Source organism: Thermodesulfobacteriota bacterium (assembly GCA_040755095.1).
Classification (GTDB): domain Bacteria; phylum Desulfobacterota; class Desulfobulbia; order Desulfobulbales; family JBFMBH01; genus JBFMBH01.
Window position 1 is genome coordinate 1 of record JBFMBH010000099.1, and the last position, 17,521, is coordinate 17,521.

Consider the following 17,521-nt stretch of genomic DNA (forward strand, 5'->3'; position numbering starts at 1 on the left):
CACGGACCGGCCCCGGACAGCCCGTCCGGATTCGGTGGCCCGGCGTAGAGGGGCAGGCAGATGGTGAAGGTCGTGGTGCCGCGGTCGGTGCGGACGTCCAGCTGGCCCATGTTGGTCTGGACGAAGCGGCGGATGATGTTGAGGCCGCGGCCCTGGACCGTGCCGGTGCGCACCGCCTCCATGGCCGGTGCCGGGATCTCGCCGGAGTTGCTGATCGCCAGGCAGGCCATGGGGCCGTCCCGGAAGGTGTGGAGGGCCAGAAAGCCGCCCGCCGCAGGCACCGCCTTGGTGGCGTTGGCCAGAAGGTTGTCCAGGACCCGCTCCAGGGCGAAGCGGGGGCAGAAGACGAAGAGCGACGAGCCCAGGTCCGGGGTCTGGATCGTCACCTCCTGGCGCCGGGTCTCCCGGGCCACCTCGGCGTTGATCCGGTAGCGGGCGACGGCCAGGGCCGACAGGTCCAGGATCTCGGCCCGGCCCTCCGCCGCGGTGGTCACCGCCAGGTCCTGGAGGCGGCTGGTCTCGCTCACCACCACATCCAGGAGGCCGGCCAGCCGGGACCGCAGATCCTCCAGGTTGGGTCGATCCAAGAGCTTGCGGGCCCGGGCCGCCAGGCCGGCAATCGCCACCGCCGGGTTCTTGACGTCATGGAGCACGTCCCCCAGGAACTCCAGCCGGGCCGCCTTCATGAGCTCCTTGCCGAAGTGGGTCAGAAGCTCGATCTCCTCGTCGGTGAAGTACTCCTTCTGGGCCGTGGCGTAGAAGGCGATGAGATGCCGCGCCACCCGCCCGACCCGGAGGGGCACCAGGAGGATGGAGTGGACGCGCCGCTCCTCCACAAACCGCCGCAGGCCGGGGCTGGTGAGCTCGCTTCTGACCGGATCCCGGATCAGGAGGTAGTTGGGGTCCAGCCGCTCGCAGGGTCCGTCCTGCTCCAGGCTGCCGGCCTGGATCGCGGCAGCGAAGTAGGGATGGTGCTCGACGGTGAAGGCGTGCCCCATCTCGTGGTAGGTGGCGTCCGGCGGATAGCCGGTCTCCAGCACCAGGGCCCGCTGGTCGTCGGCCACGGTGAAGAGGCTGCAGGACAGAAGCTGGATCAGGCTGCTCAGCTCCGGGGACAGGAGATCGAAAAGGTCCTTGAGCTTGACGGTCCGCCGGTCGGTGAGGATGACGTAGATCTGGTGGCTGATGGCCTCCTTGCGGGCGTTGAGCTCCTGGAGGGCCAGGATCTTCTTTCTGGCCAGCACGTGGCTGACCCGGCGGGCCAGGACCTCGGCGCGCATGATCTCCATGCGGTCGAAGACCCGGTCATCCTCCGGATAGTAGATCTGCAACGAGCCGAGGGTGTCGCTCTGGTCGCCCACGAAGCGGGGAATGCGCAGCGGCACCGCCAGGAGGGAGTGGAAGCCCCTTTTGGCCACGATCTCCTTGTTCTTGTACAAGGGGTTCTTGAGGATGCTCGGCACCGGCAGGCTGCGATTCTGGCTCACCACCCAGCCGGCCACCGAGTCGGCCGCCGGCACGGCGTTGGCCCGCTCGTCCTCGGCCAGGCCAAAGGCGCCGAAGTTGAGCATCTGCAGGGATTTGGGATCAAAGAGCCGCAGGGTGGCGGCCTGGGCGCCCAGGGCCCGGACGATACGCTCGGCGGCAATCTCCAGGATCTCCCGGTGAGGCAGCCGGGGATCGATGGCCATGATCGCCTCGGTCTCCTGGATCGCCTCGGCCAGGAAGCCGGGCAGAAGATCGCGGGCCAGGACGCTGGCCAGCTGCTGGCATTGGCTGGGGGTCAGGCCAAGGCCGGCCAGCTCGGGGTGGGAGATGAGGAATTCCGGAAGCGTCGTGTCCATTGATCGGGGCCGGCGTGTCCTTCCGTGAGAGCTGCGCCCAGAGGTCCCGGCCGGCGGCGGCACCGGACGACCCTCGTCCATGGCGGTATGGTACGGGGCCGCCCGGGATATGTCAACGCGAGGGAGGCCTGGGCGGACCTCCCACCCTCCGTGTCTGCCGCACCGGATGCTGCTGGCGGTCCACTGTCCGAGTGGATGTCTCAGGGGCTTGCTTGGGCCTCTCCGCCGATCATGTCCTTGTTGGCAGCGCCCGGGGGCACCATGGGAAAGACCTCGACGTCTCTGGCCACCGGCACATGGATGAGGCACGGCCCCGGGGTGTGCAGCGCCTCGCTCAGGGTGGCCACCGGGTCGGGGCTGGCGCCAAGGTCCCAGGCCGGCAGGCCGAACCCCCGGGCAATGGCCAGAAAGTCCACGTGGTGCCGGTACTCCGAGGCAAAATAGCGCTGGCCGAAGAACAGATCCTGCTGCTGGCGCACCAGGCCCAGGGAGGTGTTGTTGAAGAGGACCACCTTGAGATTGACCGCCTGCTCCACCGCGGTGGCCAGCTCCTGGATGTTCATGAGCAGGCTGCCGTCGCCGCTGAAGCAGAGCACGGTTCTCTGGGGCTCCGCCAGGGCGGCGCCGATGGCGGCTGGCAGCCCGAAGCCCATGGTGCCCAGCCCGCCGGAGGTCAAAAGCTGCCGGGGCCGGCGGAAGGGATAGGCCTGGGCCACCCACATCTGGTGCTTACCGACATCGGTGGCGATGCTGGCCTCGTCGCCGGCCAGGGCCGCGATCTGCCGGATCAGTCCGTAGGGCTTCAGCGGATCATGGGCCCCGGGCAAAAGGAGCGGGTGCGCCTTCCGGAGCCATGCCACCCGGGCCAGCCACTCGCGGCGGCCGTTCTGGTCCACCAGCGGCAGGAGCGCCGCCAGCACCGGAGCGGCATCCCCCACCAGCCTGACCTGGGCGGTCTTGAGCTTGTCGATCTCGCCCGGGTCGATGTCGATGTGGATGACCCTGGCCTGGGGGCAGAAGTCGGCCAGCCGGCCGGTGGCCCGGTCATCGAACCGGGCGCCGGCGGCGACCAGAAGATCGCACTCCTCCAGCGCCAGGTTGGTGGAGCGGGCGCCGTGCATGCCCAGCATGCCCAGGGCGAGGGGATGATCGGCCGGCATGGCGCCCAGCCCCAGGAGGGTCATGGTGGTGGGCAGCGCCGCCTTCTCCGCCAGTCGGACGGCAGCGCGGCTGGCACCGGCATGGATGATGCCGCCACCGAGGTAGAGGATGGGCCGCCGGGCCTCGTTGATGAGGGCGGCGGCCCGGGCCAGGGCGGCCGGCTCACCGGCCGGCGCTGCCGGCCGGGCCGGAAAGTCGGGCCAGACAGCGAAGCTGACCGTTTCCAGCTGGACGTCCCTGGGGATATCCACCAGCACCGGCCCCGGCCGGCCGTGGGTGGCGATGCGGAAGGCCTCCGGGATCACCTGCAGGAGGTCGGCTGCCGAGCGCACCAGGAAGTTGTGCTTGGTGATGGGAATGCTCATCCCGCAGGTGTCCACCTCCTGGAAGGCATCGGTGCCGAGCATGGCCCGCGGCACCTGGCCGGTGATGCAGATCACCGGAATGGAGTCGAGCTTGGCATCGGCGATGGCAGTCAGGACGTTGGTCGCCCCTGGCCCGGAGGTGGCCAGGCAGACCGCCGGCCGGCCGCTGGCCCGGGCCATCCCCTGGGCCATGAAGCCGGCGCCCTGCTCGTGGCGGGCCAGAACGTGGCGGATCCGGCCGCTCCGGGAGAGGGCATCGTAGAGGGGCAGGTTGGAGCCGCCCGGAATGCCGGCCACGGTCTCGATGCCGTAGCGCTCCAGCAGGCCGACGATGAGCTGGGCGCCGTTCATGCTGTTCATGGCTGTTGCCTCCTTGTCCATGCGGGTTGGGACGCCGCCGGCCGGAGGCACAAAAAAAGCCCCGCCGGCCAGGGCGCCGGCGGGGCTTTTGACTCGTTTTTCGAGCTCTTTGTCCGCTAGGGCGCTCCTGCCTGGCTCATGATGAGGCGTACCACGACGCCGGCGTCGCCAAGGGCGCCCAAGGCGAGGGAATGGTCGAAGGCTTGGAGCGATGCAAAGGTCATGATCCGTGTTTTCCGGTAGTGGTCCATGGCAGAGATTCGACTATCCACGATGACGCCGCGCTTGTCAACAGGATCCTCGGTAAGCCGCATCCCGGTAAGCCGGGGCTGTGCCGCTTCGTGCGCCGCCCGATGCGGACCCACATGCCGGCCGGTGGGGCGGCGGAGAATCTCCCTCTTGCCCCGAGCTGGGCAGTTGGTCAGCGGTGACTGGCTTCGGCATGGAGCTTAAGCCCCAGCGCCCCGATGACTTTGAGAATGGTGTCGAAGCCTGGGCTGCGCTCCCCGGAGAGAGCCTTGTACAGGCTAGTCTTGGCCATGGCGGCTACATAATATCAATGACGACCAGCGGACCAGCATGCCGGGTGGTGTGGGGAGGGCGGGGGCTCGCCCTAACCCGATGGGTCATCCGCGGATCACCGTCACCGGGCGGCCGGCGGGGCTTGATGCCTCCTGGGCGCCGGTCCGCTCGGCAATGGGGGCAAGCCCGGTGCGCTGGTCGAAGATCACCAGCCAGCCGGTGTCCAGGCCGAGGCCGGCGAGGTAGCCGTCCAGCTGCTCCAGGCCCTCGGCCAGGGGATCCTTCTCGCCGTCCCGCCAGACCTTGAGCTCCATGGCCAGGGTGAGGTCGCCGTAGCGCAGGCACAGATCCATACGGCCCATGCCGATGGCATACTCCCGCTCCAGGGAGCCGCCGCCGTTCACCACCCGGTGCAGGAAGGCCATGAGCACGAGATGGGGCGCCACCTCGCGATAATGGGCGCTGGCCAAGAGCGGCTGCCCGTGCCGCCGCCAGAAGGCGAGGAAGGCGTCCAGGAGCTTTGCCGGCGCAAGGCTGCCGTCCGGCGCCAGCCAGGCGGGCTGGATCAGGGGCAGGGAGAACTGGGGACCTTCAGCCAGGACGCGAGGGATCATCTCGCGGTAGATGGGGTTGGCGATGACCGCGCCGCCGCCGGCCGGCTGCCGCACCAGCCCGAGATCCACCACGTACTGCCGGTCGTCGGCCGGCAGGTCTCCCAGGGACCGGCCAGCCAGCATGGGCTCGATGATCCGCCGCACCCGGGGCTCGGTGAGCTTTTCCGCCAGGCTGTCCAGATGGGTGTCCTGGCGGTCGATGAGGATCTCCTTGGCCTTGTCGACAATCGGGACCGTGATGGGCACGGTCCGGTCCGGGACCAGCTCCTCCACCGCCACCTTGGCGAGGGCGTTCACCAGCCAGGGCTGGCCCTGGGTGAGATGGAAGGCATGGGCGCATGCCTCCTGGCCGATGGCCTGGCCGGTCTCTTTCGTGTGCTGCCTGTAGAGGGCGGCCACCTCCTCGGCCCGGAAGTTGGCCAGGGCGAACGAGCGGACCTTGATGTTGAAGGGGCTGGCCGTATGCAGCCGGCCCGAGCCGCCCGCGGCCACCTTGTAGTCCCGCACGTCCCGCAGCCCGATGAGCGCCACCGACCAGGGGAAGACACCGGGCCTCTTGGGGTAGCCGGCCCGGAGCTGCCGGAGCACCGAGATGAGGGCCATGTCCTCCAGGGCATCGATCTCATCCAGGAACAGAATGAGCGGCCTGGGGCAGGCCTTTGCCCAGGCGTGGAGGGCGGCGCTGATCCTTTCACCCGGGGAGGCCTGCGGCCAGGGAGGGGGCTGCAGCTCCTGGGGCAGGAAGTAGGCGGCGGAATCACGCCAGGTGCCGAGAATCGCCTGCTCCGCCGCGCCGGGATCCTGGTTGAAGGCCGCCCCCACCTCCATGGAGACCAGCACCGCCGCGTAGCGCCCGGCCTCGGTCAGCTGCCGGGCCAGCTCCAGCATGGCCGTGGTCTTGCCGGTCTGGCGCGGGGCGTGGAGCACGAAGTAGCTCTGCTGCTCGATGAGCGACGCCAGGTCCGGCAGCCGGCTGGTGGCCGGAAGCATGTAGTGCATGTCCGGCTTGCAGGGTCCGGCGGTGTTGAAGAAGCGTGGCATGGGGCACCTCGTCGATGCAGGCGGCGGGAAGGCGGCCGGCGGCGCCTGGAACAGCCCCTGGTCCGCAAGGGAAAGCCATCCACTGCCCTGGCATGCTACACGAAGGGCGGCCGTGGTTCAATCGCCGGCTGCGCGGCGCGGCCAATCGTCAGAGGCGCTCCCGTTCGGGAGCAACGACCGGCGCGCGCGCGGTCCGGAGGCCAGCGGGCTTCCAGGTGGGACGCCGGGTCCAAAAAGGAAGGGCAGGACCTGCTGGCAGGCCCTGCCCTCTTGTTGGCGTGGTTGGACGCCCGCCGGGGGTGCGTCCGGCGGGCGGGCCGGTGCCGCGGCTTAGCGGCTGGTCCGCAGGCCGCGCTCGGGACGGGAGAACTTGTGGCAGAGGGAGCAGTCGTACCGCTTGTCTGTCACGTGCTTCTTGTGGAGGTCGGTGAACGAGAGGGGGTCGTCCTTGGGGCGATGGCACTGGGTGCAGACGGTGCTGGCCGGCCCTTTCAGGCGGTAGCCCAGGGCCCGGAGGCTCATCTGCTGGCTGGTGCCGTGGCACTGGGTGCAGGTGAGGGCCTCTCCGGCGGGCGCGACCTCGTGGTTGAGGGCCTGGAATTCCTCGGTGACGACGAATTCGTACGGCTCGCTGCCGGTCAGGCCTATGTTGTCCACCAGGCCGGAGACCACGGCATCCGCGGTGTTGCCGGTCTTGAAGTAGACCGCGGTGTTGAGGGGGATGAGCTTTCTGCCCTCCGTGATCATGGGCTGGAAGGCGTTCTTGTACTTGAAGGGAAAGAGCTGGCTGGCCCGGTTGTTGATGCCGCCCCGGGGTCGGGAGATCGAATAGGCGCCGGTCCTGGGATTGAGCAGCGCTGTCTCGCCCAGATTGTAGGCCGTGCTCATCCCGTTCCAGAAGGCGTAGACCGGGGTAGAATCGTTGGCCAGGGTGATCGCCGGCTCCCAGCGGCCCAGGGTCGCATTCCACTCCGGCCGGGTCCAGTCGCGGTCGATCTCCGTGGCCTCGGTGGCCGGGGTGTCGGCAGCGTTTCTGGCATAGGCTCTGATGTGGCAGGTCTGGCAGGCCACCCGGGCGGTGTGCTTGCCGATGGCGCTGGTCCGGCCATGGGGGCCGCTGGTGCCGTGGCAGTTGGCGCAGGCCACCGGCTGGGCGAGATCCGTGGGGTGCAGATCGCTGCCCCGGCCGGCGATCCGGTGGTCCTGGGTGACGTGGCAGCTCAGACAATCGAGATCGGCGCCGGTGGTCGCCATGTGCACGTCGAAGCCCCGGTCTGTGGTGGCGGTGTGGGCCAGGGCCAGGTCGCCCCGCTTGAAGTTGTCGCCGCCCCCGCCCTTGGCATGACACTGCAGACAGGTGGCGCGATCGGGCCGGTGCACGGTCTGCACCGCCTCGTCCAGGGTCATGGTCATGTGGGCGGTGTCCGGCACCATGGTACCGTTGACCTTGATACGCTTGTAGCCGCGCTGGTGACAGACCAGGCAGTCGATGTTCTCGAGCTGGGCCTCGGTGGGCGTCTCTTCCGGCGGGGCGCCCTTGCCGACATGGCAGGCCGAGCAGCCGGTCCAGTTGCCGAGGATGTTGATGCAGTAAGCGTTGATGGCGCCGGCCGCCTTGCCCTGCATGGGAGCGCCGTTGACGACGCCGGGTGTGGCGCCCTGCCACTGGTAGTGGACGGAGCCATGCACCGCCACGGCCTGGTCCCAATGGCAGTCCAGGCAGATGTTGCGGTCCTCGTACCGGAGAGCCGCGTGCTCGGTGGCCGCGGCGGCCTGGCTGGCTCCGGCGAGCAGGAGCGTACCCAGTACGGTCAGGTGCATACCCAGTGTCGTGAAGATCGTCCTGCGGTCAGTGGTCATATGAAGCCTCCTCCTGGGGTGGATGGCAGCTGCCCCGCCATCTGCAGGCAGCTGTCGGACGTGCCGGCGCCTGGCCGGCCATGAGAGCGGTTCCCTATGCGAATGCGAATCGCTATCAAAGATCGTGCCAGGCTCTGGGCTGTGGTCGCCGGCTGGGCCGCTGGTGCAGTCCAGGGCAGCAGGGGAGGGGATCTGTCAGGAGGACGGCTGGGGAGTCGGAGGAGGGGGAAGAGAAACTGTTTTCGTCCGCCGCCAAATATTTTTTTTTGGAGCCTGAGGGGGCGGCTGGCCAGAGACTGGCCGCCGCGCAGCACCTCAGGCGCAGGCGCTGCCGGTGGTGGGTTCTTCCGCTGGAGCCCGGGGCAGGGTGAAGAAGAAGGTGGTGCCCGCATCGATCTTCGACTCCACCCAGATCCGGCCGCCGTGCAGCTCAACAATCTTTTTGCAGATGGCCAGGCCAATGCCGGTGCCGGGATACTGCTCCCGGGTGTGCAGGCGCTGGAAGATGACGAAGATGCGCTCGAAATGGGCCGGATCGATGCCGATGCCGTTGTCGGCCACCGACAGCACCCAGTGCCCTTCCTGGGGCCGGGCGCCGATGTGCACCTGGCAGGGTCGATCCGCGGCACAGAACTTGATGGCATTGCTGATGAGGTTCTGGAAGAGCTGGGTGATCTGGGTGCAGTCGCCCAGGACCACGGGCAGGGGGTCGTGGGTGATACGGGCGCAAGCCTCCTGCTCGACAGGCTGGTCCAGGTTGGCCAGGGCCGCGGCCAGGGCCTCCCCGGTATCGCAGGGCTGCGGCTCTTCCCCCGTGTCGGTCACCCGGCTGTATGCCAACAGATCCCGCACCAGGTGGGACATGCGGGTCGCGCCCTCCCTGGCATAGCCGATATACTGGCGGGCCTTGTCGTCCAGCTCCGGCCCGAAGCGCCGTTCCAGCAGGCCCAGGAAGGAGCTGACCATCCGGAGCGGCTCCTGCAGGTCGTGGCTGGCCACATAGGCGAACTGCTGCAGGTCCTCGTTGGAGCGCCTAAGCTCCTGCACGGCCTGCCGCAGCGCCTCCTCCGCCGCCTTCCGGCCGGAGATGTCCTGGGTGATGCCGAACCCGCCCAGGAGCCCCCCCGCTTCGTCGAATTCCAGATAGGCCTTCTCCCGCACCCACTTGACCCGGCCATCGGCCACGATCCGGTGCTCGATGTCGTACGGCTCGCCGGCCAGGCCGGCCTGCCACTGCCGGTCCACATACGCGCGGTCGTCCGGGTGGACGATGGCCAGGAAGGTCTGGTAGGTGAGTGGCGTCCCCTGGGGCACGCCGAAGATGCGGTGGTTCTCGTCCGACCAGGAAAGGATGTTGCGCCGGGTGTCCAGCCGCCACCAGCCGATCTGGCCGACGGCCTGCGCCCGGTCCAGGTCCTCGCGGCTCTGGCGCAGCCTCCTTTCGGTCTCGACGCGGTGCATGGCCATGGCCACCAGATCCGCCACCGCGCGCATGACATCCACCTGCCGGGGGTCGAGCCGTGGCCGCGAGCGGGTGCCGAAGGACAGGGTGCCGAGGACGCGGCCCTGGACCTTGAGCGGGTGGCAGCAGTACGCCTTTATGCCATAGGCCTTGATCAGCTCGGTGCGGCTGTCCGGGGTGTGGGGGATGTCTTCGGCGATGACCGACTCGCCATGGTACGCCACATACCCGCACACCGCCTGGTCAAAGTCCAGCCACCGGATCCTCTCCAGCTCCTCCGGCGGCAGCCCGGCGCCGGCGTTGAGGCGCAGCCGGCCCTCCGACTCGCTCACCAGGAAGTTGAAGAAGGCGTCGCAGTCCACCAGCTCCATGACCTGCCGGCACAGCTTTTCCACCAGGGCCTGCGGATCGTCGCTCTCCAGGAGCCGGGAGGCCGCATGCATGAGGACCTCGTTGCGCCGGGCGTACCAGGAGAGCGCCTCCTCTGCCCGCCGGCGCTCCTCCACCTCACGCCGCAGGCTGGCATTGGCTGCCTCGGCCTGCCGCCGCGCCGTGACGGATTCCTCCATGATGGTGAGGGTGGCGCGGCGGGATTCCCGCAAGGAGATGTTGGCCGCCTCCAGCTCCCCCAGGCGGTGCTCCAGCTCCGCATGGGCCCGGTGCAGCTTGCGCTCCGCCTGATGCCGGTAATGGGCCATCTCGACGACGGTGGCCAGCTCCCGCTCCTCGAAGGGCTTGAGGATGTAGCCGAAGGGCTCGGCGAGCTTGGCCCGTTGCAGGGTGGCATGGTCCGAATGGGCGGTGAGAAAGATCACCGGCAGGTCAAGCTCCCGGCGGATGACCTCGGCGGCATTCACGCCGTCCATGGCCCCAGCCAGGCGGATGTCCATGAGGATCAGGTCGGGCCGTTTCTCCCGCGCCAGAAGGATCGCCTCTTCCGCCAGGCCCGTGGAGCCGCAGAGCCCATAGCCGAGCCTCTTGAGCTTGCTGGCCAGGTCGGCGGCGACAATCGCCTCGTCCTCCACGATGAGCACCGTTGTCTGGCTCATAAGCGTCTGGTCTCCCCGTCCTCCTCGGCCCGCTGGAAGCGGATCCGGAATGCGGTGCCGCCGTTGGCCAGGATCTCCACCTCGGCCCGCAGCTGCCCGGCCAGCATATGCACCAGGCGCAGGCCCAGGGAGCGGGCCTGCTGCCAGTCGAAGCCGGCCGGCAGGCCCACACCGTCATCCTGCACGAAAAGGCTGATGCGGCCGTCGATCTCCTGGAAGGACACGAGCACCTCGCCCGCGGCCCGGCCCACGAAGGCATGCTTCAAGGCATTGCCGGCCAGCTCGTTGACGATGAGGCCGCACGGCACGGCAGTGACCACCGGGAGCAGCACCGGGGTCAGATCCAGCCGCAGGCTGACATGGGCCTCGTCCGCCCCGTGGGCCCGCCACAGATAGCCCAGGAGGCTGCGGAGATAATCCGCGAAGTCGATGCGGCCCAGCTCGGTGGACTGGTACACCTTTTCGTGCACCAGGGCCATGGAGCGCACCCGGTTGGTGACGTCGGCCAGGCCGGCGCGCACCGCCTCGTCCGCGGCCTCGTCCGCCTGCAGGCTCACCAGGCTGGAGATCACCTGCAGGTTGTTCTTCACCCGGTGGTGGACCTCCTTGAGCAGAACCTCCTTTTCGTGCAGCGAGGCCTTGATCGCCTCCACCGCCTTCTTGCGCTCGGTGATGTCATCGAAGACCACCACCGCCGCGGCCACGTTGCCCCGGGCATCCCGCAAGGGAGCGGCGTTGGCCGCCACCGGCACCCGGACGCCGTCCGCCCGCTGGATGGTCATCTCCTCGTTGTAAACCCGCTCCCCTCTGAGGGCCTGGCTCACCGGCAGATCCTCCGGGGAATACGGGGTGCCGTCAGCCCGGAGCGCCTGGACGGCGGCCAGATGGGTGGCCAGATCCAGCTCGCTGGAGTCCGTGCCGTAGATCTCCGCGGCCCGGCGGTTGATGTACGACAGCCTGCCGGTGGCAGCCTCGATCAGCACCACCGCCACCGGCGTGGTCTCCAGGATGGCCTCCAGCCGTTGCCGGTCGGCCTCGCTCTGCTCGTGCGCCCTGGCCAGGGCCGCTTCCGCCTGCTTGCTGGCGCTGATGTCGCTGAAGGTTACGGCGAAAAGGCCTTCTTGCGGGCTGAAAGCGGAGACGGAGAACCATTTCTGCAGCAGCCGGGCATAGCTCTCGAACTGCACGGGCTGGCCGGTCAGAGCCACCTGGCCGAATCGTCCGATCCAGTCAGCGGGGTCCTGCTCGATGCCGGGCAGGACCTCGGTCACCCTCCTGCCCACCACATCCTCCTGCCGGAGGCCGGTCAGCCGCTCGAAGGCGCTGTTGACTTCCAGGAAGACCCAGTCCGCCGGTACGCCCTGGTCGTTCAGGATGATCCGCTGGTAGGCGAAGCCGTTTTGCATGTTGTCAAAGAGCGAGCGGTACTTCCGCTCGCCGGCCTGGAACTGGGCCTCCCGCCGGCTGACCTCCCGGAACAGGAGCTGGTAGGGCCGGGCCAGGCCGGTCTCGATGAGGGCCTTGTAGATGAGGTAGAAGGAGACGAACTTGAAGACATGCCCGATCAGGTTCGACAGGCCGTAAACGCTGACGTAAAAGGTGAAGGCCAGCTCGGAGCCCATGGTGAACAGGATGGAGGCGGTGATGATCCGGAAGATGGGCCGGTCGAAGGCGGAGCGTTTCCTGGCAAGCGCGGCCAGGGCTCCCAGGAGGAGGAGGCAGATGAGGTATTCACTGTTCTTCTTGAAGGGGGTGAGCCCCGAGCCCTCGAGGAAGCAGTCGGGAAAGAGGCCGAAAAAAATCGCGGCCAGGGCGAGGAGGAAGACGGCTGAAAAACCGGCGATCAGCCGCGGTGCCCCGCATCGCTTCTCGATCCTGAACGGTGCGGCCAGAAGGGAGAATCCCTCCAGATACCGGGCGGCAATCCACAGCTGGGTCGGCAGGTTGGCGCCGTAGCCATCGAAGATGCCCATCCCTTTGTAGGCCAGGGTGTGGACCAGGTCGAGGCCGCCGATGAAGAGATAGGCAATGCCGAGGAAGAGGAGGTAGTTGCTCTCCAGGACCTGCCGGGTGTTCCAGGCGACGATGAAGATGCCAAAGGCCACCACGATGCTGAACAGCTCCGCCAGGCTGTGGAACAAGAGAAAGCTGTACAGGCTGGTCCCGCACAGGGCAATCGTGGTCAGAACCAGCAGCGTGATGCTCGCCCGGGAAAGAAGGGGGCGCGGGCTCGCGGCTTCGGTGCCGCCGGAGTCAGCCATGCCGCGCCCTCCCACCGCCGCCGGCTGCTGGTCTGGGGCCTGTGCCGCCTCAGGGGGGGGCTTGCTCTCGGGCAAGGTCTCAGCTCCTTCCGTCAGGGTTGCCCGCGGGCGAGCCTTCGCTGGGGACGGACTTTCGTACCTGGGGCAGGGTGAAGAAGAAGGTGGTGCCCAGGCCGACCGTGGACTCCACCCAGATCCGGCCGCCATGCAGCTCGACGATCTTCTTGCAGATGGCCAGGCCAATGCCGGTGCCGGGATACTGCTCCCGGGTGTGCAGGCGCTGGAAGATGACGAAGATGCGGTCGAAATGGGCCGGACCGATCCCGATGCCGTTGTCGGCCACCGACAGCACCCAGTGCCCTTCCTGGGGCCGGGCGCCGACGTGCACCTGGCAGGGTCGATCCGCTGCACAGAACTTGATGGCATTGGCGATGAGGTTCTGGAAGAGCTGGGTGATCTGGGTGCAGTCGCCCAGGACCTCGGGCAGGGGGTCGCGGGTGATGCGGGCGCCGGCAGGCTCCGCACTCTGCTGCAGGTTGGCCAGGGCCGCATCCAGGGCCTGGCCGGTATCGCACGGCTGCGGCTCGGCGCCCTGGCCCGTGACCCGGCTGTACTCCAGGAGATCCCGCACCAGGTGGGACATGCGGGTCGCCCCCTCCCTGGCAAAGCCGATATACTGGCGGGCCTTGTCGTCCAGCTGCGGCGCGAAGCGCCTTTGCAGCAGACCCAAGAAGGAGCTGACCATCCGGAGCGGCTCCTGCAGATCGTGGCTGGCCACGTAGGCGAACTGCTGCAGATCCTCGTTGGAGCGCCTCAGCTCCTGCATGGCCTGCCGCAATTCCCTTTCGGTCCGCCGCCGCTCCTCCACCTCCCGGCGCAGCTGGGCGTTGGCCTCCTCGGCCTGCCGCCGGGCCGCTACCGCGTCCTGCATCATGCCGAGGCTGACCTGGCGGGACTCCCTCAGGGAGGCGTTGGCGGCCTCCAGGTCCTGCAGTCGCAGCTCCAGCTCGTCATGGGCGCGGCGCAGGCTCCGCTCGGCCTGATGCTTGTAGAGCGCCATCTCGACGACGGTGGCGATCTCCCGCTCCTCGAAGGGCTTGAGGATGTACCCGAAGGGCTCGGCGAGCTTGGCTCGCTGCAGGGTGGCGTGGTCCGAATGGGCGGTGAGAAAGATCACCGGCAGGTCCAGCTCCCGCCGGATGACCTCGGCCGCGTCCACCCCATCCAGGGCACCGGCCAGGCGGATATCCATCAGAACCAGGTCTGGCCGGCTCTCCCGGGCCAGCAGGAGCGCCTCCTCCCCGAATCCCGTGGTGCCGCTGATGGCGTAGCCGAGCCTGCCGAGCTTGCCGGCCAGATCGGCGGCGATGATCGCCTCGTCTTCCACGATGAGAATGGCGGTGCTGCTCATAGGCCGGCGTCCGGCCGGGGGCCTGCCACTTGCGGGAAGCTGATCCGCAGCCCGGCACCGCCGCCGGCATGCATCGTCACCTCGGCGCGCAACTGGCCGGCCAGCATGTGCACCAGGCGCAAGCCCAGGGATCGCGCCCGCTGCCAGTCGAAGCCAGGGGGAAAGCCCACCCCGTTGTCCTGCACGCTGAGGCTGATGCGGCCGTCGTGCTCCTGAAAAGACACGGCGACCTCTCCCCCGGTCCGGCCCCGGAAGGCATGCTTCAGGGCATTGTCGGCCAGCTCGTTGACGATGAGACCGCAGGGCACTGCGGTGACCACCGGCAGCAGCACCGGCGCCAGATCGAGGCGGAGGTGGACCTGGGCCGCGGCTGCCCCATGGGCGCGCCACAGATAGCCCAGGAGGCTCCGGATGTAATCCGCGAAGTCGATGCGGGCGAGGTCGCTGGACTGGTAGATCTTTTCATGCACCAGGGCCATGGAGCGGACCCGGTTGGTCACGTCCGCAAGGCTGGCGCGCACTGCCTCGTCCGCCGCCTCGTCCGCCTGCAGGCTCACCAGACTGGAGATGACCTGCAGGTTGTTCTTCACCCGGTGGTGGACCTCTTTCAGGAGCACCTCCTTCTCCCGCACCTGGCGGGTTCGCTCTTCCAGCAGCTGCGCCAGCGCCTGGTGGCTCTTGCGCAGCAGCTCCTCGGAGCGCTTGCGCTCGGTGATGTCCTGGGTGACGCCCATGACGCGCACCGGCTGGCCGCCGGGGTCGTAGAGGATCCGGGCATGCATCGAGTAGTGCTTGGCGGCCTCCGGCTCGCCGCAGCCGCGGAAGTCCGTCGTATAGCGCGGCTGCTGCGCAGCGGCGGCCCGGGCAAAATCGGCGGTGATCCGCAAGGCATCCTCCGGGGCGAGGAAGAAGCGGCCGTCGGCCATCCGCTCCGGCAGCTCCTCGGCCTGGCAGCCGATGATGGCGGCGGCGTTCTCCGACCAGCGGATGGTGCCCCGGGGCAGGTCGCAGTCCCAGGCGAACATGCCGGCCGCGCCGGTGGCCATGCGCAGCCGCTGCTCGCTGTCGCGCAAGGCCTCCATCACCTGCTTGCGCTCGGTTACGTCCCGGTAGACGACACTGACAGCGAACATCTGGCCCGCGGCGTCCCGGATGGGCGAGATCTGGGATTCGCTGTGGACCAGGCGGCCGGCCACCGGTACCGAGTCCTCCACCCGGAAGGGCTCGCCGGTGGCAAAGGCCTGCTCCAGCCTGGCCAGCCACAGGTGCAAGAAATCGGGGATATGGCCCAGCCCGTCCCGGATGTTCCGGCCGATGACCTTGTCCCGGGTGGTGCCCACATGGTCAATGGCCGCCTGGTTGGCGTACAGGTAGTTGCCGTCCCGATCCCAGACCAGGATGCAGTCGGAGCTGAGCTCGAACACGGCGCGGAAGCGCTCCTCGCTGGCCGCCAGCTCCTCCTCGGTCCGCTGGCGCTCCGCGATCTCCCGCTCCAGCTCCCCTCGGGAGGCGGTCACCTCCCTGAGCTGGGCCGTCATGCGGTTGAAGGCCCGCACCAGGTCGCCGACCTCGTCGTCACGCTCCGCGCCGACAGCAAAATCGAGGTTGCCGGAGCCGACCATCCGGGCCCCGGCCAGAAGATCGGCCACGCCCCGGAGCAGGCGGCGCTGGACGGTCAGGTAGGTGGCCAGGGAATAGGCGCCCAGGATCGCGGCCAGCGCGATGTAGAGCATGCTCCGGGTCTCGGTCAACCGGTCCCGGCGCTCGTGCACGCTCATGAAGAACTGCCCGGCGCCCGTGGCCATGGCCCGGTTCTGCGCCGCCATCCGGGCCCAGGAGTCGCGGATGAGGGGCCGGCAGCAGCTGGCCGCGCCGGGCTGCGGTCCACCCGCCGCCGCGGGCGCCGCGCTGGTGAACACCTCCCGCAGGTGGCGGTGATGGCTCCGGAGGCTGTCGACCAGCTGCTGCTCCCTGGCGTTGCCTGGGGTCAGCTGCGCCAGCTCGGCGGCCAGGGCGTCCCATTGCGCGTCCCACTCCTGGCGCTGCTGGTCCTCCTGGGCCAGGAGACAGGGGATCGCGGTGTATTCCAGCTCGTGGGCGCAACGGTCGATCCTGGCAGCGATCTCTTCCTGCCGGGCGAGCCGCTCGATCTCCTGGTTGACCAGCCAGGTCGAGATGGCAACCGCCAGCAGGACAGCTCCGAAGATGGCCATGCTGATGGAAACCTGGGTCCGGATTCTCACTGTCCCTTCGACCTTCGAAATGCCTTGTTGGACATGCTGCGGTTCGTCCTGCCCGGTCGAGCCGGGGGTCCCGCGGCCGGCGGGTCGGCCCCCGGCGTGGGGTGCGGCGCTTCTCAGTCACGCCCCGGATGGCGGATGCGCAGGCGCTCCCGGATCGCGGCCAGATCCCTGGCCAGCTGGAAGATGTTGAGCTCGGGCAAGGTCCGGCCGCAAAAGTCGAGAACCGGACCAAGCAGGCACGCCACCGGGATGGTGGTCAGAGCTACGGCTATGGACCCGGCCAGCCGAAAGTGCTCGGCCATGGGAACGGACGCCAGCTGGCAGCCGAGAGCGAGCCACAGCAGGCGCCACATGAGGCCGCGGCCCTCGTAGAACAGCCGCCGGCAGGCCAGAAGCTGGGCCGCGGCGCCCAGGGCCAGGAGGGTGCAGAAGCTGAGGAAGGACATGGCCCAGGCCGCGCCCACAAGGTCGTGATCGAGAAGGAGCGAGACGGCGGCCACGGTATCAGGCGAGATGCCGGCGAGCCGGCTGCCCACCGGGGTCGACAGATAGATGGCCCACAGGGCCTGGCCGAAAAAGAGGACCACCAGACACAAAAGCCAGACCGCGGCCAGCAGGAGCACCAGCCGGACCGCCTGATCGACGCGGCCACGAAGCCAGCCCCGGCATACCTGCGGGACGCGCCGCAGCCGCTCCTCCCAGTTCGGCCAGGCCTCCTCGACGAGAAGCAGCCAGCACCGGGGAGCCGCCCGGCGCAGGAGGGAGGATAGGAAACGGGATCGTCGTTGCTCAGGCTGCACAGGCGCCCCTCCAGCGGCCGCCGGGCCGGCCCCCGACCTCTGGCCAAGCGGAGTCAGCCAGCAGTTTAGGAGCGGTGCGCCAAGGAAACAAGCCTTTTGACGCATCCGCTCTGCCGGCCGGCCGGGGAGCCGGCCGTAGTCCGCCTGCGGGGTCGCCACCGGATTGCCTCTTCCGGGTGGCAGATCTCCCCTGGTGGCTCCCGCAGATTCCCCTTGACCGCCCCCCAGGGCGCAGGTAACAAGAGAAAGTTGCCATTCCCTCCTTCTGTGTGAGGAGCCTCATGCCGTCGTCCGCCGACTACGATACGCCGTGGAAGGAGATCCTGACTCGATACTTTCCGGAATTCATGGCCTTTTTCTTCCCCGCCGCCCACGGCGGCATCGACTGGTCTCGGGGCCATGTCTTCCTGGACAAGGAGCTGCGGCAGGTGACCCGGGACGCCAAGCTTGGCCGGCGGCTGGCGGACAAATTGGCCAAGGTGTGGCGCCGAGACGGCGGCGAGGCCTGGGTGCTGGTGCATCCCGAGA

The 17,521-nt window shown here is 68.6% G+C and carries 10 protein-coding genes and 1 pseudogene; 1 reads left to right on the plus strand and 10 read right to left on the minus strand.

Annotated elements, in window-relative coordinates:
- The 10 genes and pseudogenes from AB1634_13860 to AB1634_13905 form a co-directional block, all read right to left on the minus strand.
- On the minus strand, window positions 1-1,844 hold a 1,844-nt coding region (locus AB1634_13860; protein MEW6220600.1), incomplete at its 3' end, for a GAF domain-containing sensor histidine kinase.
- A 200-nt stretch (window positions 1,845-2,044) separates the two neighbouring features.
- Entirely contained in the window at window positions 2,045-3,730 is a 1,686-nt protein-coding gene (ilvB, locus tag AB1634_13865; protein ID MEW6220601.1) for an acetolactate synthase large subunit, read from the minus strand.
- 421 nt (window positions 3,731-4,151) lie between these two features.
- A pseudogene (locus tag AB1634_13870) lies at window positions 4,152-4,277 on the minus strand (transcriptional regulator).
- A gap of 79 nt (window positions 4,278-4,356) precedes the next feature.
- On the minus strand, window positions 4,357-5,907 hold the full coding sequence (locus tag AB1634_13875; GenBank protein MEW6220602.1) for an ATP-binding protein: 1,551 nt from the start codon (window positions 5,905-5,907) through the stop codon (window positions 4,357-4,359).
- A gap of 330 nt (window positions 5,908-6,237) precedes the next feature.
- A complete protein-coding gene (locus AB1634_13880; GenBank protein ID MEW6220603.1) occupies window positions 6,238-7,767 on the minus strand; it encodes a multiheme c-type cytochrome in 1,530 nt (509 codons plus the stop codon).
- Between the two features lie 315 nt (window positions 7,768-8,082).
- Window positions 8,083-10,278: an ATP-binding protein gene (locus AB1634_13885; protein MEW6220604.1), complete on the minus strand. Its 2,196-nt coding sequence runs from the start codon at window positions 10,276-10,278 to the stop codon at window positions 8,083-8,085.
- Complete coding sequence (locus AB1634_13890; GenBank protein MEW6220605.1) at window positions 10,275-12,539, minus strand: MASE3 domain-containing protein; 2,265 nt, start codon at window positions 12,537-12,539, stop codon at window positions 10,275-10,277. The genes AB1634_13885 and AB1634_13890 overlap by 4 nt, the downstream gene beginning before the upstream one ends.
- 79 nt (window positions 12,540-12,618) lie before the next feature.
- Window positions 12,619-13,950 (minus strand): ATP-binding protein, encoded by a 1,332-nt coding sequence (locus tag AB1634_13895; protein MEW6220606.1) that lies wholly within the window; start codon window positions 13,948-13,950, stop codon window positions 12,619-12,621.
- A complete protein-coding gene (locus AB1634_13900) occupies window positions 13,947-16,163 on the minus strand; it encodes a histidine kinase dimerization/phosphoacceptor domain -containing protein (GenBank protein MEW6220607.1) in 2,217 nt (738 codons plus the stop codon). The genes AB1634_13895 and AB1634_13900 overlap by 4 nt, the downstream gene beginning before the upstream one ends.
- A 143-nt stretch (window positions 16,164-16,306) precedes the next feature.
- Window positions 16,307-16,993 carry a hypothetical protein gene (locus AB1634_13905; protein MEW6220608.1) on the minus strand — a complete coding sequence of 229 codons (687 nt, stop codon included), beginning with the start codon at window positions 16,991-16,993 and terminating at the stop codon, window positions 16,307-16,309.
- A 281-nt stretch (window positions 16,994-17,274) separates the two neighbouring features.
- On the opposite strand from AB1634_13905, the gene AB1634_13910 reads away from it, so the two are divergent.
- Window positions 17,275-17,521, plus strand: a 247-nt coding sequence (locus AB1634_13910) for a cytosolic protein (protein ID MEW6220609.1), incomplete at its 3' end; no start/stop codon positions are given.